At 57.3% G+C, this 24,260-nt stretch carries 21 protein-coding genes; 5 read left to right on the forward strand and 16 right to left on the reverse strand.

Annotation, left to right across the window (positions count from 1 at the left end):
- Positions 1-6 precede the first annotated feature (6 nt).
- The 12 genes from GYN08_RS08225 to GYN08_RS08280 form a co-directional block, all read right to left on the reverse strand.
- A complete protein-coding gene (locus GYN08_RS08225; protein WP_166273699.1) occupies positions 7-762 on the reverse strand; it encodes a hypothetical protein in 756 nt (251 codons plus the stop codon).
- A gap of 51 nt (positions 763-813) precedes the next feature.
- A complete protein-coding gene (locus GYN08_RS08230) occupies positions 814-1,548 on the reverse strand; it encodes a SagB family peptide dehydrogenase (protein ID WP_166273700.1) in 735 nt (244 codons plus the stop codon).
- Entirely contained in the window at positions 1,535-2,353 is an 819-nt protein-coding gene (locus GYN08_RS08235; RefSeq protein ID WP_166273701.1) for a lantibiotic dehydratase C-terminal domain-containing protein, read from the reverse strand. The genes GYN08_RS08230 and GYN08_RS08235 overlap by 14 nt, the downstream gene beginning before the upstream one ends.
- 15 nt (positions 2,354-2,368) lie before the next feature.
- Positions 2,369-3,655, reverse strand: a complete 1,287-nt coding sequence (locus GYN08_RS08240; protein WP_166273702.1) for a hypothetical protein — start codon at positions 3,653-3,655, stop codon at positions 2,369-2,371.
- A 14-nt stretch (positions 3,656-3,669) separates the two neighbouring features.
- Positions 3,670-5,355, reverse strand: a complete 1,686-nt coding sequence (locus GYN08_RS08245; protein WP_166273703.1) for a YcaO-like family protein — start codon at positions 5,353-5,355, stop codon at positions 3,670-3,672.
- Positions 5,339-6,916: a hypothetical protein gene (locus GYN08_RS08250; protein WP_166273704.1), complete on the reverse strand. Its 1,578-nt coding sequence runs from the start codon at positions 6,914-6,916 to the stop codon at positions 5,339-5,341. Before GYN08_RS08250 ends, GYN08_RS08245 begins: the two co-directional genes overlap by 17 nt.
- Positions 6,913-9,483: a hypothetical protein gene (locus tag GYN08_RS08255; RefSeq protein ID WP_166273705.1), complete on the reverse strand. Its 2,571-nt coding sequence runs from the start codon at positions 9,481-9,483 to the stop codon at positions 6,913-6,915. The genes GYN08_RS08250 and GYN08_RS08255 overlap by 4 nt, the downstream gene beginning before the upstream one ends.
- Before the next feature lie 17 nt (positions 9,484-9,500).
- A complete protein-coding gene (locus GYN08_RS08260; protein WP_166273706.1) occupies positions 9,501-10,535 on the reverse strand; it encodes a hypothetical protein in 1,035 nt (344 codons plus the stop codon).
- Between the two features lie 259 nt (positions 10,536-10,794).
- A complete protein-coding gene (locus GYN08_RS08265; RefSeq protein ID WP_166273707.1) occupies positions 10,795-11,517 on the reverse strand; it encodes a LytR/AlgR family response regulator transcription factor in 723 nt (240 codons plus the stop codon).
- A gap of 11 nt (positions 11,518-11,528) precedes the next feature.
- The gene (locus GYN08_RS08270; RefSeq protein WP_166273708.1) at positions 11,529-12,812 is read right to left on the reverse strand and encodes a sensor histidine kinase; all 1,284 of its coding nucleotides are present in this window, start codon (positions 12,810-12,812) and stop codon (positions 11,529-11,531) included.
- 43 nt (positions 12,813-12,855) lie between these two features.
- The gene (locus GYN08_RS08275; RefSeq protein ID WP_166273709.1) at positions 12,856-13,002 is read right to left on the reverse strand and encodes a cyclic lactone autoinducer peptide; all 147 of its coding nucleotides are present in this window, start codon (positions 13,000-13,002) and stop codon (positions 12,856-12,858) included.
- Between the two features lie 6 nt (positions 13,003-13,008).
- Positions 13,009-13,617 (reverse strand): accessory gene regulator B family protein, encoded by a 609-nt coding sequence (locus tag GYN08_RS08280; protein ID WP_166273710.1) that lies wholly within the window; start codon positions 13,615-13,617, stop codon positions 13,009-13,011.
- Positions 13,618-13,843: 226 nt separating this feature from the next.
- On the opposite strand from GYN08_RS08280, the gene GYN08_RS08285 reads away from it, so the two are divergent.
- Complete coding sequence (locus GYN08_RS08285; RefSeq protein ID WP_166273711.1) at positions 13,844-14,050, forward strand: DUF2536 family protein; 207 nt, start codon at positions 13,844-13,846, stop codon at positions 14,048-14,050.
- Positions 14,051-14,158: 108 nt separating this feature from the next.
- Here GYN08_RS08285 and GYN08_RS08290 read toward each other — a convergent pair whose 3' ends face one another.
- The 3 genes from GYN08_RS08290 to GYN08_RS08300 form a co-directional block, all read right to left on the reverse strand.
- A complete protein-coding gene (locus tag GYN08_RS08290; RefSeq protein WP_166273712.1) occupies positions 14,159-14,725 on the reverse strand; it encodes an SF0329 family protein in 567 nt (188 codons plus the stop codon).
- A 113-nt stretch (positions 14,726-14,838) separates the two neighbouring features.
- Positions 14,839-15,258 carry a MarR family winged helix-turn-helix transcriptional regulator gene (locus GYN08_RS08295; protein WP_166273713.1) on the reverse strand — a complete coding sequence of 140 codons (420 nt, stop codon included), beginning with the start codon at positions 15,256-15,258 and terminating at the stop codon, positions 14,839-14,841.
- Positions 15,248-17,533 carry an ATP-binding cassette domain-containing protein gene (locus tag GYN08_RS08300; RefSeq protein ID WP_166273714.1) on the reverse strand — a complete coding sequence of 762 codons (2,286 nt, stop codon included), beginning with the start codon at positions 17,531-17,533 and terminating at the stop codon, positions 15,248-15,250. Before GYN08_RS08300 ends, GYN08_RS08295 begins: the two co-directional genes overlap by 11 nt.
- Before the next feature lie 307 nt (positions 17,534-17,840).
- Here GYN08_RS08300 and GYN08_RS08305 point away from each other — a divergent pair, with 307 nt between their 5' ends.
- The gene (locus tag GYN08_RS08305) at positions 17,841-19,367 is read left to right on the forward strand and encodes a S8 family serine peptidase (RefSeq protein ID WP_166273715.1); all 1,527 of its coding nucleotides are present in this window, start codon (positions 17,841-17,843) and stop codon (positions 19,365-19,367) included.
- A gap of 401 nt (positions 19,368-19,768) precedes the next feature.
- Entirely contained in the window at positions 19,769-20,077 is a 309-nt protein-coding gene (locus GYN08_RS08310; protein ID WP_166273716.1) for a hypothetical protein, read from the forward strand.
- Between the two features lie 123 nt (positions 20,078-20,200).
- Here the strand turns inward: GYN08_RS08310 and GYN08_RS08315 are convergent, their stop codons facing one another.
- Entirely contained in the window at positions 20,201-21,088 is an 888-nt protein-coding gene (locus GYN08_RS08315; protein ID WP_166273831.1) for a fructose bisphosphate aldolase, read from the reverse strand.
- 215 nt (positions 21,089-21,303) lie between these two features.
- Here GYN08_RS08315 and GYN08_RS08320 point away from each other — a divergent pair, with 215 nt between their 5' ends.
- Positions 21,304-21,618 (forward strand): ArsR/SmtB family transcription factor, encoded by a 315-nt coding sequence (locus GYN08_RS08320; protein ID WP_166273717.1) that lies wholly within the window; start codon positions 21,304-21,306, stop codon positions 21,616-21,618.
- The gene (locus GYN08_RS08325; protein WP_166273718.1) at positions 21,615-24,185 is read left to right on the forward strand and encodes an FAD-dependent oxidoreductase; all 2,571 of its coding nucleotides are present in this window, start codon (positions 21,615-21,617) and stop codon (positions 24,183-24,185) included. Before GYN08_RS08320 ends, GYN08_RS08325 begins: the two co-directional genes overlap by 4 nt.
- Positions 24,186-24,260: the final 75 nt, after the last annotated feature.

Below are 24,260 nucleotides of genomic sequence, written 5' to 3' on the forward strand. Positions count from 1 at the left end.
TTTTGTTCAAAACACTTGGGCGGCGGTCAACTTCATCTCGGGAAGCGTGAAGCGGAAGATCCGGTTGATCGGAAGCGCCGCGTCCACGTAAAGCTTCTGGTGCGTGTCGTTGATCAGATACATCAGATTGTTGATCAGCAGCGAATACACGGTCAGCACATTGGCGTAGGAAGGACTCGCTCCGCGCGAAGGAACTTCCGTTTCGCCGCCGGCGGGCCGCCGCGTCAGCGACTCCCTCTCTTCCGGCGAAAACAGGCAGGGACCGAGCGTCATTTCCGTCGTCGAGTACGGCAGGATGCGGCTGAACGATTTCAACTCTTCCTCGTGTTCCTTCAGGCATTCCCGCTCCGCGACCGCGATGGCCGGATTTCCTTCCCCCTGCCCGGCCAATCGGAATCCGCTGCCGAGAAGAAGCGCCGAGAGCATTCCGTTCGCATCGCCCAACACCCGGACCGCCGTGCGCTCCAGCGCCTCCCGGTAGTGCCGCAGTTCCTCGGTCGGCGTTCCGGTGCGTTCGCAGAGCAGGAAGACGTTGCGCAGATTCAATTCCTTGTTGAGCAGGCTCGGGTCGTCCGCGATCAGAAAGCGCTCGGGCGAAACCTTCGCCATGCCGAGCAGCAGCCGCGCCTCCTCGCTTCCGCCCGCTTTCGCTTTTCCGATCCCGATTCCTTCGTACAGCATCTTGTGCAGCGCCGCGTAATCGACGGAAGGACGGAGGCGGATTTGCGCAATGCTTTTGTCGAAAATGTGTTCAATATACAAGGTCTGTCCATCCCGGATCAGCCGATTCTCGGCTTTCAATATACAAAACATTCAGCCCACCACCATGACATAGAGTAAGTCGTAATCCGGCACGGCCCGCTTGAATTCCTCTTCGTAAAATCCGCCGATGCATACCGTGTTCAGCGCCAGATCTTCCGCGCACAGCGACAAATTCTGGGCCATGTGACCGATCTCCTGATTGAGCAGCCGGTAGGACAGCTCGCCGTATTTCTCCTCCAGCAGCTGATAGTCGCTCGCAAAGAACAGCTTGATCGGAAACGCGGCCAGTTCCCGGTCGATAATCGCGGCTTCCAACGGATCGGCGCGTCCCGGCGCGTAGAGCTCCAACACGTGAAGATAGGGATTGTAGCGGTAAACGTTCCCCCGAAGTTCCGGCAGGTCGACGCTCAGGAACAGCGTGCAGGGATAGAGCGCTCCGGGCGACGGATAGGCGAAGTATCCGCTGCGTTCGTCGGTGACTCCGACCGCGAACTGCAGCAGCCTGGCCAGCAGTTCCGCGTCGGGTTCGGCGGCCGACCTGAACCGCCGGGTTCGGCGCCGCAGCAGCAGCTCTTCAAGCTCCGTCTGCGGTTCGAAACGCCGTAACGCCAAGCCTTCCTTCCGGTCCCACCGCTTGACCGCCTTCACTTTCTTGATCTGGACCGAGGTGTAATTCTTCCGCGAGACGGAGCGTTCGTGGAAGTATCTGCGCAGCGCCGAACGGTCGGGCTCCGTCTCCCACCAGAGCGTGCCGCCCTGCTCCGCCTTCTCCTCAATGCCGCGCATATCGCTTCTCCCCCTCTTCCGCGAGCAGCGCCGCAAGCTCGTATTCAAGCTCGGGGTGAACGCCGATCCGGTTGTTCATCATGTGCACGTGGGAGAAGAGCACGCCTTCGTGCAGGTCTCCGAGGTTCCGAAGAGAGTCCAGATAGTTCCGGTAGCGTTCGGGCGGAGAATCCGCGGCGATCAGCGCTCCCGCTCTTTGGACCGCCGCTTCCTTCAAGCTCCGGAAAGACGATGCGTCGCGGGAACGGTAACTTTTCCACAATTCCGCATAGCGTCCGAACGCGGATTCGGCGGCGCCGGGTCCGCCCAGGCTCCAATGCAGCAGGTCGCAGGCGGCGAGTACCCGATAAGGGAAAGCCAACGTATTGAGCGTCAGCGCCAGCTCGCTGCCGGCGCGGAACACCGCTTCCGAACGCGCCATATGGTTCGCTCCCCCGTACCGGCCGTACTCGGGCTCGTATCGATCGGGTTCCACCGTGCCGTGAGCTTTCCAGTACGTCTCCGTAATGCCTTCGCCGGCCAGCATCGCGTCCGTGTAGAAGCGTTCATAGTCGATCAGGCGGACGGGGTTCATCTCCAGGAATCGACCGACCGAGCGGCCGAACGCTTCCGCGAACTCCTCCGCGCCGAATCCTTCCGCTCTCTTGAGGCGAAGACGGATATGCGGCCCTCCCAGCCAGTAGCGGATGAAGAACCAGTCTTCCCCGGGAGCGATCCGCTCCTTGACGAAGGCCGGAAACTCGAGCTGCAAGTAACGGTCCAGCGCCGAATAATCGTGAATGTAAGCGTGAAACGAATGCCACATCTTCGCTCCTCCTTTCTAAAGCACCCGCCTGAGCGGACTGACTTCGCTGCCGCACAAGACGCCGATGTAATTGATCTCCCAGCCTTCTCCCAATCCGAGCACTTCCTTCAGATAAGCGTCGTTGTGATTTTTCATCGGCCGGAAGGCGTAGCCCCGGTCGGCGCTGTACAGGCAGGCGGCCTGCATCAGCTCTCCGGCCGGGATCAGCGCCGGAATCAAGCCCGCGTTTCGCATCTCGCGATCCTCGGAGTAGCAGATCACCACCCTGGAATACGTCTGCAGGTCGAAAAATTCGTGATCGTTGTACAGGATCCGCTTGAAGTCGATCCGCTTGTCTACGAACTCTCCGTCGTCCGTCCAAATCTTCTCCTTCTCGGCGACGCAGAAGCGAAGGGCGGGATTGGAAGATCGGTCCCTCACCCGGCTCAGCAGCCTTACCGCTTCTTCCGGTTCGAATCGTTCGAACGTTTCCGACATATTGAAGTTGCCGATCATGGTGTGCGCCGAACTGCGCAGACCCCTGCAGGCCGGGATCGGAACGACGCCGCTTGAAGCTTCGGCTTTTCTCCGGTCTCCGCCGGCAGCGCGGAAGCTTCGGAGCAGCGGACTGACATATTCCGTGGGCCGCAGCTCGTCGAAGCTTTTCAGCGCCGGAATCCGGCTGCTCCGCGCAGCTCCGGTCACGGCCAGAGACCCGGGCGGACGTTCCAAGTCGAGCATGAACGAGCCGTAAATCGAATCCGTCGGTATGCCCAACCGGTCGAATACCTCTTCCGTGTCGGCCGCTTCGTAGATCCGGTATCGGACTCCCAGCGCATTCAGCGCGTTCTTCGCGTTGCCCAGCACATGTCCCGCGTCGAGAATGCTCAGATACAGCGAAAATTCGCTGTAATACCTGGAGATGTTCAGCAGATCGGACAGGCCGATCACATAGATCCGGTCCCTGTTCCAGCACGGTCCCAATTCCCGCGGGTCCGTCAGATACAGCCGGTCTTCGTACAGGTCATAGAAGTGCACCCTGCGGTCGATCACGAACAGCAGCTGGCAGGAATGCATGTTTCTCGTCGAAGGCGAAGCGTTATGATCCTGATAGCGGCTCAGAATATCGAACCGGTCGATCCGCAGCGTATCCGCGGTCAGGCGATCGAGCAGCGCTTCCAGTCCGCTTCCCTTCTCGGGATGCGCGATCGTTCCTCCGGAGAAGTACGGCCTTTTGACGAACGGAGTCAAATGCGTCAGATGCGTCATCTGATAGCGGCTTTGCGAATACCGCTTGTAATACTCGAATTCCAATTCTTCCACGTATGCCGCTCCTTTCACGGAAAGGGATGGGGAATGCTGTCGGCCAACCGCATGTTTCCGTCGAGACCGTTCAGGCGGGTCGCCTGCTCCAGCCGTTCAAGGTTGATATTCTGGTACTGCATGCCGAAGCCGATATTTTGCATCGACGGAATATGGATCTTGGTGCAGCTCAGGCCCATTTCGCCCAGAAACTTCTGGCTCAGATCGGAGATGTAGATCTCCGGATGATTCGGCAGCAGCGGCTTCAGCAGGCGGTCCAGCAGTTCCCGCCGTCCCAGCTTCTCTCCGTTTCCGAGGCGGCGCCTGACGACGTTGCGCTCCAATTCTTCGGTACGCTCCGTCTCCAGAGCGAACAGCAGATGCTCCTTCATGGCGCTCGACGAATACAGATACAGATGATCCTCAAGCCGGCTTACGTTCGCGTAATCCCGCTGCAGCTCCTCCAGTTCTTCCTTGGAGTATTTGGCGTACATATAAGCTTTGAACACTTTGATCGAAGTCGAAGCTTCGACAAGAGCCGAGCGGATTGCGGAAACGGGGTTCGGACTTGCTCCGGCCGCCGTATAATACGCCAGGCAGTCCGGATCTTCGCCCCTGTATTCCAGCAGCACCCAGTAAGCGGGAATGCCCGAATCCAGCGTGATGTCGAACAGATGGGTCCGATAATCCATCGCTTCCAAATACGCGATCATCAGCCGGATCTCGGGGTCGGAGTATCGTTCGGCTCCTTCCAGACGCACCGGGCTCGACTTCGTGTACCAGTGGACGAGGAAGGCGTCCCGTTCGATCACTTCCATCAAGGATGCGACAGCCGCTTCCTCCCAACTGCTCCCGATCGCGGTTCCGTTGGACGTCTCCGCGACGTAGCGGGGTTCCGGATCGAAGCGGTCCAGCTGCTCGCTGGAGAAGTACGCGATCTGCTCGGGAACGAGCACCTCGCATGACTGTCCGTAATCGTAGGCTTTTCTCCACTTGATCCGCTTCTCCGGCGAATAACGGCCGAAGGCGAACGCGCTCATCCCGTACTGCTTCTCCGTGTAGCGGCAGAAGTGCCGCATGGGCACGTACCGGGTTCCCTCCTCCTCCAGTTCGCTCTCGCTCATCCGGATGAAGTCCGCATTCTGCGGGGCGGCTCCGTGGAACCTCTCCAACGCTTCCAGCAGGCCCGTATAATAGGATTCTTCGTAGCTGGAAGAACGTCCGTACGCGTCGTAGCTTCGCGTGCCCAGCCGGGCATCGAAAGCGATCAGCGGCATCGAATCCGCGATTCCCCGGTAATGTCCCTTGAAGATTCCGAACAGCGGATGCACCAGGCTGGACCGGTAAGGTTCGATCGCTTCGACGACCGAACGGAAATCCCGGCTGCGAAACTGCTCGAACGTGACGCTCCCGGAATCGTCCGGCTCATCCGCGCCCGCCGCTCGGGTATCGAGCGGGGCGTGATCGAGCAGGCTGCGAATCTCGATCCGCTTGCCGATCAAGTCGTACACGCCGTACGTTTCCGGACCGGCCGATTCCGCCAGCGCCCTTGTCATGTCCAGGTCAAGCCGTCCGAGGCCTCCTTCGTCCCACTCTTCGATCTCGAATTCCGTGTTGTCGGCCAATCTGGAAGCGATGTAACCGTTCCAGCCTTCGGCTTCGCTGACGACGACCATTTCCCGCACTTTGTTGAACATCCGCTCCTCACGCACTGTACTCACCCACGTCGATCCGCCTTGCGCACAAGCCCGCTTCCAGCAGCTCGTATTCGCGGCTCCAGGCCCGCTCTTCGTAGCGGATATTGTGCGCTTTGAACAGCTCCAGCGCTTTTTCGATGAACGCCGATTCGTCGCCGTCTTCCGGCAGCATCCCCCAGGGAAGCGCGGCAGGGTCGGTCTCCGTCTCTCTCGCGTCGAACGGAAGGCGAATCCGCACTTCTTCGTTCAGCCTGCGGCAAATATAATGGACGACCGCCCGCTCCAGCTCTTCGCGCAGTCGGATCGTCTTCAGTCCGCTTCCGAACAGCCTTCCGTTCGGGTCCGCGATCCAGACCTTGTAGGAACCCGAGACGGGAAAATGCTCCAGGCAAATTTCGGTACCGGACAGGAAATCCCGGTACGCGCGCAGCGTCTTGACCGATTCCCGGGCGGAAGAGTCGAGCTTGAAGCGCCGACCCGATTCTTCCAGGTGGCCGAGAAGCAGCTGCGTCTTGCGGTAGTAATAATCGTCCGCCTTCGCGACCAGCCATTCGCCGCCCGTCTGTTTGGCGAAATGCCGCTCCAGCGCGAAGATGATCGCGTCCACGCCGTTTTCTTCGAAATTCAGTCCCGCCGTTCCGTACTCTTCGCGGTCCGAGGTATCGCGGATGCCGTAAGCGGAAAATCCGATCTGCTTGAGCCGGCCGTATTCGTCCGATTGGTTCGCGATCCGCAGCCCGAGCCTGCCTTCCGTCAAATAACGTTCGAAGCGGTCAATGCGCTCGATCGGCGAACATTCGTGCACCGTCAGAGGCGCCTGAGACGTGCTGACCACCTCGATTTCGCCCAGCAGCGAATCCGTCTCGATGAACTTGATGTTTTCGTTGATATAGAACGTGTCCCGGCCGAAACCGGCCAGCCTTTTGAGAGCGAAGATCAGCAGATAGAAAGGCCCGAATTTCCGCAGCAGCGGGTGGATCTCGGAGGTGAGCCGTTTGTATTCGAGATGGCCGACCGCCGTTCCGCACCAGCCGGAATTGTAAGCCTGCAGCAGCACGTAATCGCGCCGGCCGTTCAGGTCGTCCCGGTTCGCCGTTATAAGCAGCGCTTCTTCCGGCACCTCGTCCGGACGGTCGTAGACGACGGCCTTCTTCCCGTAGTTCTCGAAGGTGCCTTCGAGCTCCGGCAGACTCTGCGCCAGCTCCCGCGAAACGGCAATCGGCGTATGTACGATGCGCTCGATCGCCCCGTGCGGCGCATCCGCGTGCGGCCAATACTGGGCCAGAATCGGGAACCACGCTTCGCCGCCGTAACGGTGAACGGCATCCCCTTCCCCGTAAGCGAACAGGACGCCGCTTCCGGTAAGCATCTTGATCAGCTTCAGATTCTCCCCGCGCTCTCCGCCCGCCAGCTCGGCAAGGGAAGCGCCGCCTTTCGTCTTCCGCAAAATGTCGAGCAGCCGTTCATGCCGGGCGGCATCGAGCCGGAATTTCAACGTTTTGTAACTGGTTTTGAGCAGCGTCGTATCTTCTCCCCGGTAGACCATCACGTTCTCCCGGTTCAGCAGCCGAAGGTCCGGATTCACGGCTGTCCCTCCTTTTTGTAAAATTCGATGTCGTACTCCGTGGCGTAAGGCGCGTCATCCCCCAGGAATTCCTCGATATACAGGTTTTCGTAGCCGGATTCGGCGTATTTCTGAATGATTTCTTTTTCCAGCACTTTCAGGGATACCGGATTGGCCGCGTCCACATAGAACGGCTTGAAGTCGATAAGCCTGAAGGTCTTGTCCGACAGATCCCGCTTTGCCGTAATGAAGAACCGGGTGCTCTCTTCCCGCTCGGCGAAGTGCAGGTTCAGCCGCTTGTAATGATCCGCCGCGCTTTCTTCCTCCCTTTTTCCGAGCAGAGAAGCCGAGGCGGCCAGCGCGAATCTCCGGCGGCAGACGACGACCCGTCCGGCCGTCATGCGGGGCACGGTACTTTCCCGGATCAGATCGGAAAATTTGAAAGTCATGCGGCCCGAAGCGAACAGCTGCAGCAGCGTCGAGATATAGCCCGGCATCGCCGTCGGAATCAGCGATCCCCTGAACAAAATTTTGAGCGGCATTCCCGTTTCTTTTTCGAAGAAGCGGACCGCCTTCGTGGCCGGGTCGCAGCCGATGGACAGCGCTTCGACCTTGAGGTAATCCTCGGCGATTTTCGAGAATCGCTTGCGGCCCGTGCCGACCGTCTTGACGCATTTCGTCAGGGTCGACTCCTTGATGTTGCCGTTGAAGCCGAAGTTCTCCGTATACTCCCGGTAACCCTGGGCGTAATAATAATCTTCTTCGAATCGCTTGTAGGCTTCGCTCTCGTGCAGGTAATCCGGGAAGTAATCCATGAATCTCGATTTATATTTCTCTTGTCCGTCGTAGATGGCGTTGACGATCTTGCGCTGCCCGTTCACCTGGATGAAAAAGCTTGAAGACAGGTCGGCCATCCGGTAGATCTCTTCCGGAATCCGGCGCCCGTAAGCTTCGACCAGCGGCAGGATATCCGCCTCCGCGCGGCCCGCGCAGAGCGTGTTCAGCTCTTCGATAAAACGCAGCTTGAGGCGGTCGAGCGTCTTCACCCATTCGGAGCCGCTGCCTTCGTAGCTGTACAGGGGCCCCGACCAATACGGCAGGATGTGCTTCGATACTTCGAACAGGACGGTGAAGAAGCGGCTGTCGAGTTCGCCGACGCCTTCCCGGTCGAGCCGCGCGCCGAGCTCCAGCTGCATCCGGATATTGACGTCGAACAGCAGCGAGACTTTTTGCAGAGCTTCGAACGTCCGCAGATCGTCTTCGATCCACTCCTGCGCAAACGGCAGCGGAGTCGATATAATGCCGTCTTCGTAGAAAATCCGGCTGGGGTCCATGCGAATCCGTCTCGTTTCCGGATGCTCGCCCAGCAGCCCGCCGACCTCGGCGTACAGCCGGCTCCGCTCTGCGGTATCGCCGCACCGCTCGAGCTCCAGCTTGATGGCGACGAGCTGGTCCAGGGTACGCTTCAGCGCATCGAACTTGTCTTCCGGCAGATACAGGCGTCCCGCCTCGAGCATTTCTTCGATAAAGCCCGCTTCCGTCTGCTGCGAGAATCCGACGGCCGGAATCAGCAGCCCGATCTGCACATATTCGCGAAGCAGCCGGCACAGCTCGGCCCGCGCGACTCCTCTTCCCCGGAACAAATCTTCGAAATCGGACAGGCCCACCGTGTGATTGACGCTGTTCGACTTGAAGAAGCGCGCCAGCTCTTCGGTCATCCGAAGCTTCTTCAGAATCTCGCTCGTTTCGAAAATCTTCTCGCTTTTGCGGTCGTCCCGGGTCGCGACGAAGCTGATCGCCACCTGCCCGTCCGCGCGTTCGATCGACAGCGGCGGAATTTTGTAGCGCACCCGGCCGTAGAAGCTGTCCTCGCCGAGCAGGTATTCGAAGATCAGGCGGTTCAGGAACGTGTAATTGATCTTGCAGCGTCTCTCCGTGCGCAGTTCCGCCCCGCTTGTCGGCTCCGCGCCGCCTCCCCGGACCAGTTCGGCGCGGCCTACCCGCGTAATTTCGGCGAAGGGGCTCGTCTTGAAGGCGGCTCTTGCCAGAACTTTGTACAGGGTGTAGTCGAGCTTTCTCTCCGCGTTCTTGTGCTGCTCGGGCGGCGTATCGAGATACCTGCGCAGCTTGGGATGAATATTCGGCTGGATCATCAGCAGATTATTTTGCAGTTCGGCGCTGCCGCCGGCGGCGGCATGCATGCTTCGTCTGGCGCGGATGCACACTTCGTCGTAAAAGTCCGTATATGCGACGTCCGCTTCGGCCAGCGCGGTCCACAGCTTACGGAACTCTTCCACCGTTCCGGCGGCCGACGCAAGTTCCGGTCCGGCTTCCCGCAGCAGCTTTTCGAAGCGGGCGAATTTTTCGTTGTACACGGCACGCTTGAGATTCAGCAGCCGGCTCGAACCTTCGCTTTCGACAAGCGTCTCCAGAGCCGCGATCACTTCCGCCTTGGCGGCATCGAAACGGCGGCGCAGTTCAAGCAGTTCCCGATTGCGGTTCTCCAATTCGTTCCGGCAGTCGATTTCGACCGCCTGTTTGTCCAGGGAATTCGTTCGCACCAGGATAAACGGGTTAACGGATGGCATAACGGCAGCTCCTTTCTCTAAATTTTCATTAACAGGCCCGTGCGGCTCTCCTCGATCCGGCGGATCGCGCAGTAGCCGTAGACGTGCTTCTGAGCCATGCCTTGTTCGAACAGAGGCAGCGTCATGTAGAAGAGGTTAATGAGATTGCGGTAGATCAGCATGTCGTCGGACATCATCATCTCTTCCAGATCGCCCCGTTCGAGCAGCCGTTTGTGGAAGGGATTGTCCATCCCCGCGATATACCGTTCGAATCTCCGGTACTGCTCGCCCAGATCCATATGATCTTCTTCTTCGAAGAGTTCTTTGGCAAAGCTGAGCCGCATATCCCGGTCGATGTCCGCCCAGGCGCGCTTCCACTCGTCCAACGCCGCTCCGTCCTTCTCCCGGCCGCCGTCGCTCTCTTCCGCAAAAACGTTCAGGTACAAGCGTTCGAAGCGCTCCTGCACGTTTTCCATATGCCCTTCGAGCTTCAGCCTGGAGAAGAACCCCAGCACATGCGAGAGATAGGAAATGTATCCCTGCGCGGCGTCCCCGTTGTATAGCGTCGCGATATGAAGGAACATGTCGGTAAACATCCGGATTCGGCGCGGCTCGTCCAGTTCGCCCAGACCCGCCAGCATTTTGTTGTGCACCGGCTGAAGAAGGCAGCGATACCGGCGGAACAGCTCCAGATGGTATTCCGAGTTGTATACGCCCGTTTTCCCTTCTCCGAGCCGCACTTCGCCGTCTTCCCGCATGACGGCGTCCGCGCCCGAACGCAGTTCCAGGTCGCTCAGCCTGCGCTGCTCTTTGCGGTACTTCGCTTTCACTCTCTCGACCGTCTCGAAGTCGAGCGGGCGTTCCTGCTTATAGTCCGCTGTGCAGCGTTCGAGCGGTCCCAGCAGCCGTCCTTCGTCTTCCGCCTTTTCCAGCGTCACCAGAATGTTGGGTCCGTTCAGCCAGTCCGTATCGAGGTAGTAGCTCCCGGGCACTTGAACCTCCAGCACTTCCTCCGCCAGCTTCAGCATGAGCGGGAGCTTGCTCCCTTCGTAATCGTAAATCCGGATCGGCATTTCGGTCTCTCCTCTGCGCGTTTTTATGGTTCTCTTCCTTGTGGCTTAAGTATAGAGCGGACGGCTCCTTCATCCCGGTTTTGATCGCAAAACCGCGGATTTCGCGCAGAATCGTCGCTCGGCGCCGCAAGAAACGTTCGCGATATCCGAATCGTCGGAAAGGAGGAAGGAAAAAGAACGCACGAAAAAGCCGCTTCGCTTCCGGAATACGGAGGCAAAGCGGCTTCTATATAAGCAGTTGGATCGCGTCGGCGCGGGGTCAGTCCAATCCTTTGAGCGCGCGCACGGACACCAGGCAGATCTCTTCGTTGATCATCTCGATCTCCCTTTTGGCCCGATCGACGCTCTTGATATTGTCCTTGTTCACGACGTAAGACTTGTGGCAGCGGTAAAAGCTTCCGCCGATCTCTTCGAGTTCCTTGATCGAACCGTAAAATTCCAGCTGGCTGTTGTCCATATGCAGAATGATCTTGTGCGGAACGCTGGACGATTCGAAAAACATGATATCCTTATGGTCGATAGAGCGGGTCTTCTCGCCGACCTTGACCTTGAACCGGCGCGACTGCGTTCCGCTGTCGCTCAAATGGCGCTTGTCGGCTACCGCGATGCACTCCCTCACCTTGCGTTCGATCTCGTCCGGCCGGTCCTTGATGATATAATCCATCGCTTCCACCTTATAGATGAACGTCAGGTAAGACAGCTCTCCGTGCGTGGTCACGAACACGATCTTGCCGGAGTCGTCCCGTTCGCGGATCTCCGAAGCCAGCGCGATGCCGGACATTTCGTGCTGCAGATCGACATCGAGGAAATACAATCCCGTCGTCTTGGGATGGCGTTCCAGATAATCCAGCACCGAGACGGGATCGCCGGTATCGAGCGCCAGCTCCATATCGAGCGCTTCGATCATGATATAATCGGTTACGATTTTGCGGAGCCGCTCCCGCTGCTTGGGATCGTCTTCGCATATGAATACGGACAGCATAGGATCACCTTCTACGTATAATTAATGACGAGAATCTGCTTGAACTGCCCATCCTCGACGATCGTCTCGGACACCACGTTCGGAAGCTGTCCGATCAGCTCCGTCAAGCTGGCAAGTCCCAATCCCCGGTTTTTCCCTTTGGTGGAGAAACCGGCTTCTTTCAATTTGTGTACCCGAGGCATATCCGGCCTGCAGCTGTTCTGTACGATAATATGGAGCGCTTTCCGGTCCCGGATGAACCCTACCGTCATGCTGCCGCTCTTAACCTCCTGCAGCTCTTCGATCGCGTTGTCCAGCAGGATGCCGAGCGCCCGCACCATTGCGACCGAATCGGCGGGAACGAACTCGATGTCCTCCCGCGCTTCGAACGTCGCGTCGATCCCCAGTTCCTGCGCACGGATCAGCTTCGAGGCGACGATGCTTTTGATTTCCTTGACTTTGATCCGGCTCAAGTTCTCCAATTTGAAATTTTCGGCCGCAAGATGCTCCGACGCCCGCTTCAATTTGTGCCGGTAATACCGCTTGAGCCCTTCGAAGTCTTCTTCCTGAATAAAAGCATCGAGCGAAGACAGAATATTCTGATGATCGTGCCGGAATTTGCGAATCTCGGTATACTGCTGTTCCAATTCCTGCGTGTAGCGCTGCATCGCCTCTTGTTGAAGTTCTTTTTGCTTGATTTCGTACGCTTTGCGAAGAGATTTGGAATAGAAGTAAAAAGCCAGAAAAGCGATCAGCAGATACACGACGAAGAAGAACAGGTTCAGCTGGATCAGCTCGACCGTCTCGCCGATGTAGGCGCTCAAGTAGATGCAGAGATAGTAAACGACGACGGTGAGCACTCCCAAGTAAACGAGCAGCTTCTTAAGTCGGTCGTCCAGCATTTCTTTCCGTTCAACGGACTGCTTGAACACGCGTATTCCGATACTTCCCGCCAATGAAAATACGATCAGCAGAACTGCGTAAACGGCATAAAACGCAGGACTTCCGATCGTGAACCATAGGGCGTTTTCGATCAAAGTCACCAACGCGTCGCTCAGAAGAAGCAAAATGGTTCCGTAAGATAATCCGCCCAGCACCTTCAGAGCATCGCGCTCGCTCATGTACAAAATAAGAAAAGCCCCTAACAGCATGGGAATCGAGGTGTAAACTCCGAACCAACGAAAAGAAAAGGCGAACAAAATGCCCGCCGCAATGGTAACTGCCAATGGTTTCCAAGATATGTATTTGCCTTGATTTATAATCTGCGCCGTAGAGACCATCAGCAGCAGTTGGAGCATAACGATGAATACGCTCATTATGTAGTCATTCCTTTAAAATAAGAATGAACTCATTATACAATCACTTGTCCAAATCTTCCATAATTTCTTCTTCCATATCTTTTTTCAATTCATACGGAATTTCAGGTTCGTAAAAGGCAAACGCGCAGCAGGACCCTATGCTCATTTCTCCGAATTTCACAAAAGTATTAATCAAGCTCTCTTTCATATTCATTCACTCCTTATGGGATGATGGATCGAACAAACGATAAGTGAGAGGCAGTACGAAGATAACGGCGACCGAGCTTCCGATCACCAATAGATTGGCTGCTTCCAGGGAAGGCATAACTGCCGCGAGCAGAACGACGATCGCATTGGACGCCAGCGCTTTACGCCGAAGCTGCTTTTTCTTCGCGGCAGAACCGATGGCGTTTTTGGCCGTCGAGGCCGGAGCGTATTTGGCTAGAAAAAAAGCATTGAATATGCCCCACGCGAGAAGCGCAGGCAGCGGCAGGAGAATGAACCGGTCCGTGATCAGAAACGGAATCCCGACCAGAAACAGACTGCTGACAAACGTGCAAACCAGACTCGATTTCGCGTGCACCCCGTAAGCGAATGTCCGAATCGACAAGAAAGCCAAGTGGAACAGCAGCGTCGGAACGGCGACTTGCATGAGGAATGCCAATGCATAGACCACAATCAGCTTCGATACGTTGATCAACATCATTTCAAGCCCGAGTTTGCATTTCAGGTAATCCAGACGTTCGACTTGGCGATTCGACGTCAACCGGTCGGTAATCGCCAGAGCCGTCCTTTCCGGCCACGGCATCGCTTGCGTTTTCATTGCCCACCTCCTGACTTCATCTTAACCCGCCCTCAAGCGATAAAGCCGGCTTTATCCGAAACGAACGTTTTTGAATCGGAATCGTTTGTCTTCAGACGACAAGGCTTGTCGCAATCGTCGATTTTTCGGTCGCAAGCGTCTTGCCGCCTTCCTTCGGCTCGTCTACAATGAATCCTGCAGTTCTCTTGCATATCCTGTTTGTCTGAAGAGGAGGCTTATCCCGCATATGGAACTTATTCTCGATATGATCAAAGACAAAGTCGAATGCCTGCAGGCCTACGACTTCCGCGAGCTGGAACGCCAGATCGAAGAGCGGGTCGAAATCAACAAGCCGCTGCTGCTTCGGGTGAAGCACGTTCAGCATCAAGTCACGTTCGATCCGGTTCGCAATAAAATGCTGTACAGCGCCGTCGTGCATTTCGCGGCGAGCTGAAGCCTCAAGAAGTAAGAAGCGCAAAAAACCGGGCGGCCGAGGCCGTCCGGTTTTTCCGTGTCTCGCACACGCCGCACGCGCGATCTGTCGGCGCGGCGGACGTTCCGATCAGGCGTCGCGTCTCAGTTCGTAAAAATACCGCACGATCGGATGCTTCGTCTGTATCTGTTCGGACAGGTTCTGAATCCGCTTTTTGCCGACCCGTCTGTCCATCAAAGCCAAAATGTTCGGCAGAATATCGGGGCTTTCCAGACTTTCTTCGATCGGCGTCGTCAAAAACTTGTTCGCCGCGGCGACGAAATTCGATTTGGTCAGCGAAGCCTGGGCGGACATCAGCGCTTTGGCCTGTTCCCCCGCTTTTTTGCTTCGGGCCATGACTTTGAGCCGGTCTTCGGGAATAGGGCCCTTGGCGCTTTTTCTGACCGCCTCGATGTCTTCCGGACCGACCGGAACGTAAAATTCGGGGTCGCTTTTGATCTCCTGCTCGCTCTGATACCAGCGGATAGCATTGTTTTTGTCGCTCATATTGAGGATGTTTTTCTGATCCACCGCGATATGGCAGGTTCCCGATTTATCGAGCAGATACCGGTAGCTGGTGGCGCGGTATTCGACTCTTCCTTTCAACGCCGGAGACAGAAAGCTCTCCAGCTGCTGCTGCAGTTTGCTCCAGGACATGGAATCCTCCTATTATAAGTCTGAGATCGGAACGGCGGTTGATCCTTTATTTTATCACATCCGGAGCGGGAAAGCGGCCTTTCGTGCGATCCCGTACGAGGCATTCCGCTGCTTCACTCCTCGTCCCCGGCCGCCGATATTTTTTCGCACAAAGCCGCAAACTGCTCCGCTTCCTCGGCCGTCAGCCTGCTTTCGATCAGGTCGAGCATCGTATGTCTGAAACGTTCGGATCTCGCCAGAAATTCCCGGCCTTCCGGCGTCAGGGAAAGATCGTACACGCGGCGGTCCGTCTCCCTGCGGCTCTGCCGGATATACCCTTTGTCGAGCAGCCGTTTCGTCAGCTTCGACATGCCCGCCTGGGAAATGCCCCGCAGCTCGGTGAGTTCCTTGGTCGTTTTGTCCCCCTGCTTGTCCAAAATATCGAGAATCGTATACTGCGCCGTCGTGACGCCTTCGACGCTGAAGCGGTTGACCCGGCTCAAGATCAGACATTGAAACGGGATATACCGGCTTTCCAGATTTTTATTCCGCATCGTGTTCCCCCTTCTGATCGTTTTTCAAATACCTGCCCGTGTCCGAACGTTCGCACTTCATCAGTCCGCGCACTTCGCCCGAGTAGAGAATCTCCCCGCCTTCGCGGCCTGCGGAGGGACCGAGATCGATGACCCAGTCGGCCTGCCCGACGACGTCCAGATTGTGCTCGATCACGATCACGGTGCCGCCCGCGTCGACCATGCGGTTCAGCACGGCGATCAGCCGCGCGACGTCGGACATATGCAGGCCGGTCGTCGGTTCGTCGAGCACGTAGACGCCGCCGCCGCGATCCAGCTCCGGCGCCAGCTTGACCCGCTGCAGCTCGCCTCCCGACAGAGTGTTCAGCGGCTGCCCGAGCGCGATATAGCCGACGCCCGCTTCGTGCAGATTGCGCAGCACCGCGGCGAGCGGATGTCCCCGGAAAAAATCGAGCGCTTCGTCGACGGTCATTGCCAGCACGTCGCTTATGTTCTTGCCGTTCCAGGCATAAGCCAGCACTTCTTCCGTAAAGCGGCGGCCTCCGCATCGCTCGCACACCGATGCGACGGGGTCCATGAAAGCCAGATCGGTATAGGTGATTCCCAGCCCTTTGCAGGCCGGGCAGGCGCCCGCCGAATTGAAGCTGAACAGCGAGGCTTTGACCCCGTTGGCTTCGGCGAACAATTCCCGGATATCGTCGAAAATGCCGCTGTGCGTCGCGATATTCGAACGTTTGGACGCATGGATCGGCTTTTGGTCGATCAAGCGGATATCCGGATACGATCTCGGAAGCACCCGGTTGATCAGCGTGCTTTTCCCCGAACCGGCCACCCCGGTCACGACCGTCAGCACGCCTCTCGGAATATCGACGCTGACGTTTTTGAGGTTATGCAGATTCGCGTTCCGAATGCTCAAGCGGCCCGACGGCGTTCGGGGCTGCCGCTTGATCGGCGTACGGCTGCGGTAAGCCCGCCCCGTGCGCGTATCCGAAGCTTTCAGCCCTTCCAGCGAACCCTGGTACACGATCCTTCCGCCCGCGGCGCCCGCTTCCGGCCCCATCTCGATCGCATGATCCGCGATTTCGATCACGTCGGGATCATGTTCGACGATCAGCACCGTATTCCCCTTGTCCCGCAGCATCCTCATCAGCGTATTGACCCGCTCCAGATCCCGCGGATGCAGCCCGATGCTCGGCTCGTCGAAGATGTACAGCAGGCCCGTCAGGCTGCTGCCGAGCTGACGCACCATCTTGATGCGCTGCGATTCGCCGCCCGAGAGCGTGGACGTCTCCCGGTCCAGGCTGAGGTAGCCCAGCCCGATCGACGTCAAATGTTCGAGCCTGCCGACGATCGCGTCGACCATCGTCTCGGCTGCCCGGTGATCGATGCCGCCGATAAAGGCGGCAAGGTCGGATACGGGCATCGCGCAGCAGTCCGCGATGTTCATTCCCCCGATCGTGCACGTCAGCACATGCTTCGACAGACGCGCCCCGCCGCAGGCCGGGCAGATTTCGCGGCCGACGATCCGGGCGATCTCCCGCTTGTACTTCGCCCGCTCCCCCTCTTCCTTCTGCAAAAAGCTGCGCTCGATCCGCGGGATCAGCCCTTCGTACAGCGACGTTTTGGGCCATTCGGGATCGGGGGAAGACAGTTTAAGCCCGTTCTCGTGCAGCAGCAGTTCCATTTCCCGCTCCGTATAATCTTTCAGCTTTTTATCGTTGTCGAACAGCCCGGAATGGACGTACCGCTTCAGCCGCCATCCCCCCGGCTCGAACGTCGGGAAAAGCACGGCGCCTTCGTTCAGCGAACGTTCGGGGTCCAGCAGACGCCCGACGTCGATCCGGTCCACCCGCCCCAGCCCTTCGCATTCGGGACACATGCCCTGCGGATTGTTGAACGAAAAAACGTCCGAATAGCCGACAAAAGGCTCTCCGTTCCGCGAAAAAAGCAGCCGCAGCAGGGCGTGGATATCCGTAATGGTGCCCACGGTCGAGCGCGCGCTGCCGCCGATCCGTTTCTGGTCGATGATGATCGCCACCGACAGATTTTCGATCGCGTCGGCTTTCGGCTGCCCGTAATGCGGGAGACGATGCCGGATAAAGCTGGAATACGTCTCATTGAGCTGCCTTTGCGATTCCGCCGCGATCGTATCGAATACGAGCGACGACTTGCCGGAGCCCGACACGCCGGTAAAGACCGTGATTTTGTTTTTGGGGATTTGCACGTCCACGTTTTTGAGGTTCTTTTCCCGCGCGCCGATCAGCCGAATGTATTCATGCTCCTGGTTCTTGCCCATTCACTCACCTTCCTTGCGTGCTTTCGCCGCCAAATACATAACTGAGATATTATATAACCTAGTTATGTATATGATAATCCTTTCCGTTTTTCCTTTCAACTCCGCGGCATCCGGGGATGCAAGCCGAAAGCCGCCGCCCACCGGCTACGCCGACGCCGGAGCCGCATTTCGAATTTCGGACAGCCGCAAAAAATGTCGAATCTTCGCTTCTGCTCGTTGTTAACTTTCTTTCTCCCACCGCCGATAAAGACAGCAAGCTTCTTTCTTGAACCGGAGAGAAGAATAAGAATGGCATAGGGGGATTTCCATGAAAAAAATCAGTTCAGTCATCTTGTCTCTCTCGCTCGCTCTGGGAACGCTTCCCGCAGCGGCTTCGGCGAAACCTTCTACCCTGCCCCAGCCGGCCGGCGGAGGCGGAAAAGTCGCGCAGCAAACGTCGGAACAAACGGTTGAATCCGCCGCCTCTTCGGCCGAAGAGCGGGTAATCGTCACCTTCAAAGACAAAGCGGACAAAGGACTGGTCGAGCAGGCAAAAGGCCGCGTCAACCAAGAATTCCGAAATATCCCGGCTCTCGCCGTCAGCATTCCGGCCGCAGCCATTCAAGGATTGAAAAATAATCCGAATATCGAATCGATCGAAATCGACCAACCGGTCCGTACCGAGCAGACCCAAGATTGGGGCATTTCGAAAACGAAAGCTCCGTCGGCCTGGACTTCCGGTTACACGGGCAAAGGCGTTAAAGTCGCCGTTATCGACACCGGCATCGCCGCTCACGAAGATCTGGCGATCGCGGGCGGGGCTTCGGTCGTCTCCTACACGTCTTCTTATTCGGACGATAACGGACACGGCACCCATGTCGCCGGCATCATCGGCGCTTTGAACAACGGCATCGGCACAGTCGGGATCGCGCCGGATGCCAGCCTATATGCCGTCAAGGCGCTGGATCAGAACGGCAGCGGATACCTGTCCGACGTCGTAGCCGGCATCGACTGGTCGATCACGAATCAGATGAACATCGTCAACCTCAGCCTCGGCGCCACAAGCGATTCTTTTTCGCTCAAGCAGGTCGTCGATAAAGCTTATGCGCAGGGCATCCTCGTTGTCGCGGCAGCCGGCAATAACGGCACTGCGGACGGATCGGGCGATACGGTCAACTACCCGGCGCGCTACGATTCGGCCATCGCCGTGGCGGCCGTCGATTCCGCCGATCAAAGAGGCAGCTTCTCCGCCACGGGCTCCGCGATCGAAGCAGCCGCTCCCGGAGTCAACGTATTGAGCACCTACCTCGGCAATCAGTATGTCAAAATGAGCGGAACGTCCATGGCCGCTCCTTACGTCGCGGGCGATCTGGCCCTGCTCAAACAGGCTTATCCGTCGCTGACGCACGTCGAACTGAGAGCCAAACTCGCCGGCGGCGTGATCGACCTCGGCGCGGCCGGACGCGATAACTGGTTCGGTTACGGCCTGATTCAAGCGCCGCAATCGACCGGTTCCCAGCCGGCCCCTGCTCCGGCACCGGCTCCTACGCTGGAGACGAAGACTTTCGTATCGACCAACAAATCGTCGTACAGAACCGGAGAGACGGTCGCCATTTCGGTCAAAGCGACGGATTCCGCGGGTATCGCTCTGCAGGGAGCGACCGTGTCCTTGACGGTTACCAACCCTAAAGGCACCGTCGCGACGGCCCAAGCCACGACGGGATCGAGCGGCACGGCTTCGTTCAGCTTCCCTACGGGCAAAAGCAGCGTGAAAGGCACTTATCAAGTCAAAGCCGCCGTTTCCCTGTCCAACTACACCGGCAGCAGCGCTTCGACTTCGTTCCAATTGAGATAAAAAGCTGTATGCTTTCATAATGCGAAATTTTCGCCCGGTGGTCTGCCGAAGCGTAAGCTTGAGCAAGCTCATTTCGCCCCACGGCAAAAGAGACGCGAATTTAATCGCGTCTCTTTTTTGACTTTTTTCTGCCCCGGTAACGCGCCGTATTCGTTGCGTAAATGAATCAGCTTCAGCAGGCGCTGCTCGACCTCTTTTTACGCCGCCTCTTCGATTTCGGTAAACATGAAATTATGACGGTTGTGCACCTGTGGTTTAGCCGAAAAAAAGTTGGCCAAACTGTATAATGAAATGAGTTCCAAATCTACGGTGTATTGGATGCCTCAGGAGAACGGGTGCATGACCACGCTCTAACTGATTTCTATCCTTATTCAAACGAGATCGACTAAGAGGAAAATACTTTGATTAAAACCGTGCTTTTTTATATCGTTCTTAATCTTCTGCTTATCCCGTTTTATGTCGCCGGTTGGTTTCTCGGTATAAGCGCCTTCGTCTTGGCGCCGCAGGCTTATACGGGATGGGACATGTTTGAAATCTACGTGATTTTACTGATCCCTAATTTGCTCTTGTTTGTGTATATTTTCGCGGACGGATTCAAACGAGGATTTAGTCGAAAGATGAATTTAGGCTGCATGCTCTTTATAGCGGCGCTGCTGGGAGTAGGCGTTTTTCAAGATCTTTTGCAATTTGGTGCATGGAGAAAAGAATAACGGCAGGCAGAATAGTCAAAAACCCAGGACTTCCGTTAGGAAGTTCTGGGTTTTTGCTCTTTGATGGCCGAAAGGAATTGGATTCGATTGCGGATGTCCGCTTGTACGGAGCGATCAGGGCAATCAGGTAATCGAAGCCGCGTAGATCGATTCGATCGCAGCGGACAGCGTCCGGTCGAACTCTTCCTCCGATTGGCTGAAGCTTAAGTCCTGCGCCAGCGCGCGGGAGAAGCTGGCGATCAGGCCGTGGTTGCGGGTCAGCTTCTCGTTCGCTTCCTTCTGCGGATAACCGCCGGACAGCGCCACGACGCGGAGCACATGAGGATCTTCGATCAGATCGCGGTAGAGGTTGTCTTCGGTCGGAATCGTCAGCTTAAGCATTACCTTCGTATCCGGGTCGAGCTCGGACAGATGCTTGGCGATCTCGTGCTTGAGCAGCTCTTCCGCCTGGGCTTTGTCGTCGATCAGCACGCTGACTTCGGGCTCGATGATCGGAACAAGGCCCGCCGCGGCGATCTGTTTGCCGATCTCGAACTGCTGGTCGACCACCTGTTTGATGCCGTCGGGCTGGGCTTTATGGATGACCGAACGCATCTTGGTGCCGAAAATATTCCTTTCTGTCGCCCGCTTCAGCAGCCCGTCCAGGTCCGGCATCGGCTTCATGAGCTGAACGCCGTTTTCCTCGTCCGCCAGTCCTTTGTCCACTTTCAGGAACGGAACGATGCCTTTCTCTTCCCACAGATAATCGGAAGTGAGCTTGCCGTCGATCTCCCGATCCATCGTGTTCTCGAACAGGATGGCGCCGAGAATCCGCTCCGAATCGAACGCTTTGCTCTTGATGATCCGGGTCCGCATCTCGTGCACGGCAGCGTACATGCCTTCTTCGTCCGAGTAGGCCGTTTCTTCCACGCCGTACTCCGACAGCGCCTTCGGCGTACTGCCTCCGCTCTGATCCAGTGCCGCTACAAATCCTTTGCCGTTCTTGATCCGTTCCAATTGTTTCTCGTTCATCATGATGCTCCTTTCTTTCCGAAAATTCGGATTGCGAATGGAAGATCTCCCTTTTCTTATTAACCGAAACGTGCCCGGGTTATCCGGAAATCGGGAAATTCGGGACGATCGGATGATCCGGCCTCCTACTCGCTCGCCTTAGGAAATTCGAATCCGTTTGACACTCCGAGTCATATATCGTATTATTTGAATATAACGATATAGGAGCGATGAAGATGACGCTACCCGCTTTTGATAAAAACGATCTGAACCAGTTCGACGAACCCGCCAATCTGTTGAAGGCTTTGTCCCACCCGATTCGCCTATGCATTGTCCGCGGATTGATGCGCAAAAAGAAATGCAACGTCTCGTATATGCAGGAATGCCTGGATATCCCGCAGTCGACGATCTCCCAGCATCTGCAGAAACTGCGCGCAGCAGGCATCGTGACGACTGAACGCAAAGGTCTCGAAGTCAATTATATTCTGGCCGATCAACGAATTGAAGAAGTCGTGAAAGCCTTATTCGGAGAGGAAGAGTGTCAAGCATGAGCAAAAAAGTATTGATTGTCGGCGGTGTGGCAGGAGGAGCTTCCGCGGCCGCGCGTCTGCGCCGATTGGACGAGCATGCAGAGATTATCATGTTCGAAAAAGGACCCTATATCTCGTTCGCCAACTGCGGCCTGCCTTACTACATCGGAGGCTCGATCGCCGAGCGCGAGCGCCTGCTCGTTCAGACGCCGAAAGGCATGGCCGACCGCTTCCGGATCGACGTCCGCACGCAAAGCGAAGTGATCTCGGTGAATCCGCAAAGCCGTACCGTTCAGGTGCAGAGCCGGGAACGCGGACTCTACGAAGAAAGCTACGACGAGCTGATCCTGTCGCCGGGCGCACGTCCGATCGTTCCCGATCTGCCGGGCAAAGACCATCCGCTGATCTATACGGTCCGCAATATCCCCGATATTGATCGGATCAAGGAGAAAGTTTCTTCCGGCACCGGACAATCCGCGGTCGTGATCGGCGGAGGATTCATTGGCGTCGAAATGGCGGAAAACCTGAAAGAAGCCGGTCTGGACGTAACGCTGGTCGAAGGCAATGCCCAGCTGCTTGCTCCTTTCGATCCCGAGCTGGCGGCGGCGCTGGCGCAGGAGATGGAGCAGCACGGCGTGAAGCTGCTGTTCTCGCAGCGCGTACAAGGTTTCCGCTCGCTTGACCGGGGAATAGGCGTCGAGCTTGCCGACAGCCGCGTTCTGTCCGCCGATCTGGTCATTCTGGCGATCGGGGTAACCCCGGACACGGCATTCCTGAAACCGAGCGGAATCGAACTCGGCGCGCGCGGACATATCATGGTCAACGAAGCGCTGGAGACCAATATTCCGCATATTTACGCCGTCGGCGACGCGATCGAAGTGCGCGATTACGTGCACGGCGGCCAAACGGCGGTCCCGCTGGCCGGACCGGCCAACAAGCAGGGACGAATCGTCGCGGACCGGATCGCCGGACTGAACTCCGTTTACAGAGGCACGATGGGCACGTCCGTCATCAAAGTATTTGACATGGCGGGAGCCTCTACCGGCAGCAGCGAAAAAACGTTGAAGCGGCTCGGCGTCGACTACCGCAGCGTGATCGTGCACCCGTCCTCCCACGCTTCCTATTATCCGGGTGCCAGCGCGATCATGCTGAAGCTGCTATTCACGCCGGAAGGCAAGGTGCTGGGCGCGCAGGCCGTCGGCTATGAAGGCGTGGAGAAACGGATCGACGATATCGCGGTCGCGATCCACTTCGGCGGTCATGTGAGCGATCTGACCGAGCTGGAATTGAGCTACGCGCCGCCGTTCTCTTCCGCGAAAGATCCGGTAAACATGGCCGGCTACGCGGCGGAAAATATCATGGCAGGCCGTGTTCGCTCGTTTACGTACGATCAGCTTGACGAGCGCATCCCGGAAAACTCCGTTCTGCTGGACGTGCGCAGCGATCTGGAACACCGCGGCGGACACATCCCCGGCTCGATCTCCATCCCGGTCGACGAGCTTCGCGGGCGGCTGAACGAATTGGACCCTGCCAAAGAAATCTGGGCGTACTGTCAGGTCGGCCTGCGCGGGTACACGGCTTCGCAAATTTTGCGGCAGCACGGATTCGACGTCCGAAACCTGAGCGGCGGCTACAAAACGTATCGCCAGGCGCAGTTCAAGCCGGCCCCTCTTCCCGGCGGCGATAACGACGACAACGGCGGAGGCGGAAGTAAAAGTTTACAGCCTGCCGCTCCCATTGTAAAAGAACACGCGGTACAGACCGCGGAGGCGCAGCATGCGCCGTCCGCTCCCGCGGCTCCGAGTTCTATCGATCGCGAGCTGGACGCCCGGGGCTTAAGCTGCCCGGGACCGCTGATGCAGGTCAAGCAGACGATGGACCGTCTGGAGGACGGACAGACGCTGCGCGTTCAAGCGTCCGATCCGGGATTCTATGAAGATATCGCAGCCTGGGCTTCAATGACCGGCAATGCGCTGGTGCAGCGCGAACGTCTGGCCGGCGGCGTGATCGAAGCCGTGATCGCCAAGAAAGCTGCGGCAAACGCGGCGGCTTCGGCCCTGTCAACTCCGTCGGTTCCTTCGCTCTCGGCCGACGCGCCGGGTACGGTTCCAAGCGGCGATTCCGCCAGCACAATGGTCGTGTTCAGCGGCGATCTCGACAAAGCGATCGCTTCGCTGATCATCGCCAACGGCGCGGCGGCCAGCGGCCGCAAAGTGACGATGTTCTTCACCTTCTGGGGATTAAACATCATTCGCAAAAACGCGAGCCCGCGGGTGTCCAAAAATAGGATGGGCCGCATGTTCGACATGATGCTGCCGCGCGGCAGCCGCAAGCTGGGTCTGTCCCAAATGAACATGTTCGGTGCCGGTCCCAAAATGATCCGCGGCCTGATGAAAAGTCACAACGTGCCTTCGCTGGAAGAACTGCTTCAGAGCGCCATAGATCAGGGCGTCGAGATCGTCGCCTGCCAAATGTCCATGGATCTGATGGGCATCAAGCGCGAAGAATTGATCGCCCCCGTTCGCAGCGGCGGCGTGGGTTATTATTTGGGTCATGCGGCGCAGGCCAACCACAATTTGTTCGTATAGAAAATCAAAAAGACCTCGAATCCGCGCCGAAGCGGATTCGAGGTCTTTTTGGATAATGAAGTGAATTCACACATT

Source organism: Saccharibacillus alkalitolerans, assembly GCF_011090185.1.
Classification (GTDB): Bacteria; Bacillota; Bacilli; order Paenibacillales; family Paenibacillaceae; genus Saccharibacillus; species Saccharibacillus alkalitolerans.

Coding starts and splice junctions, on each gene's coding strand:
- GYN08_RS08255 (WP_166273705.1), bottom strand. CDS start 9,483: ATGCCATCCGTTAACCCGTTTATCCTGGTGCGAACGAATTCCCTGGAC.
- GYN08_RS08290 (WP_166273712.1), bottom strand. CDS start 14,725: ATGTCCTGGAGCAAACTGCAGCAGCAGCTGGAGAGCTTTCTGTCTCCG.
- GYN08_RS08305 (WP_166273715.1), top strand. CDS start 17,841: ATGAAAAAAATCAGTTCAGTCATCTTGTCTCTCTCGCTCGCTCTGGGA.
- GYN08_RS08295 (WP_166273713.1), bottom strand. CDS start 15,258: ATGCGGAATAAAAATCTGGAAAGCCGGTATATCCCGTTTCAATGTCTG.
- GYN08_RS08265 (WP_166273707.1), bottom strand. CDS start 11,517: ATGCTGTCCGTATTCATATGCGAAGACGATCCCAAGCAGCGGGAGCGG.
- GYN08_RS08280 (WP_166273710.1), bottom strand. CDS start 13,617: ATGAAAACGCAAGCGATGCCGTGGCCGGAAAGGACGGCTCTGGCGATT.
- GYN08_RS08315 (WP_166273831.1), bottom strand. CDS start 21,088: ATGAACGAGAAACAATTGGAACGGATCAAGAACGGCAAAGGATTTGTA.
- GYN08_RS08260 (WP_166273706.1), bottom strand. CDS start 10,535: ATGCCGATCCGGATTTACGATTACGAAGGGAGCAAGCTCCCGCTCATG.
- GYN08_RS08270 (WP_166273708.1), bottom strand. CDS start 12,812: ATGAGCGTATTCATCGTTATGCTCCAACTGCTGCTGATGGTCTCTACG.
- GYN08_RS08235 (WP_166273701.1), bottom strand. CDS start 2,353: ATGTGGCATTCGTTTCACGCTTACATTCACGATTATTCGGCGCTGGAC.
- GYN08_RS08300 (WP_166273714.1), bottom strand. CDS start 17,533: ATGGGCAAGAACCAGGAGCATGAATACATTCGGCTGATCGGCGCGCGG.
- GYN08_RS08230 (WP_166273700.1), bottom strand. CDS start 1,548: ATGCGCGGCATTGAGGAGAAGGCGGAGCAGGGCGGCACGCTCTGGTGG.
- GYN08_RS08320 (WP_166273717.1), top strand. CDS start 21,304: ATGACGCTACCCGCTTTTGATAAAAACGATCTGAACCAGTTCGACGAA.
- GYN08_RS08275 (WP_166273709.1), bottom strand. CDS start 13,002: ATGAAAGAGAGCTTGATTAATACTTTTGTGAAATTCGGAGAAATGAGC.
- GYN08_RS08325 (WP_166273718.1), top strand. CDS start 21,615: ATGAGCAAAAAAGTATTGATTGTCGGCGGTGTGGCAGGAGGAGCTTCC.
- GYN08_RS08285 (WP_166273711.1), top strand. CDS start 13,844: ATGGAACTTATTCTCGATATGATCAAAGACAAAGTCGAATGCCTGCAG.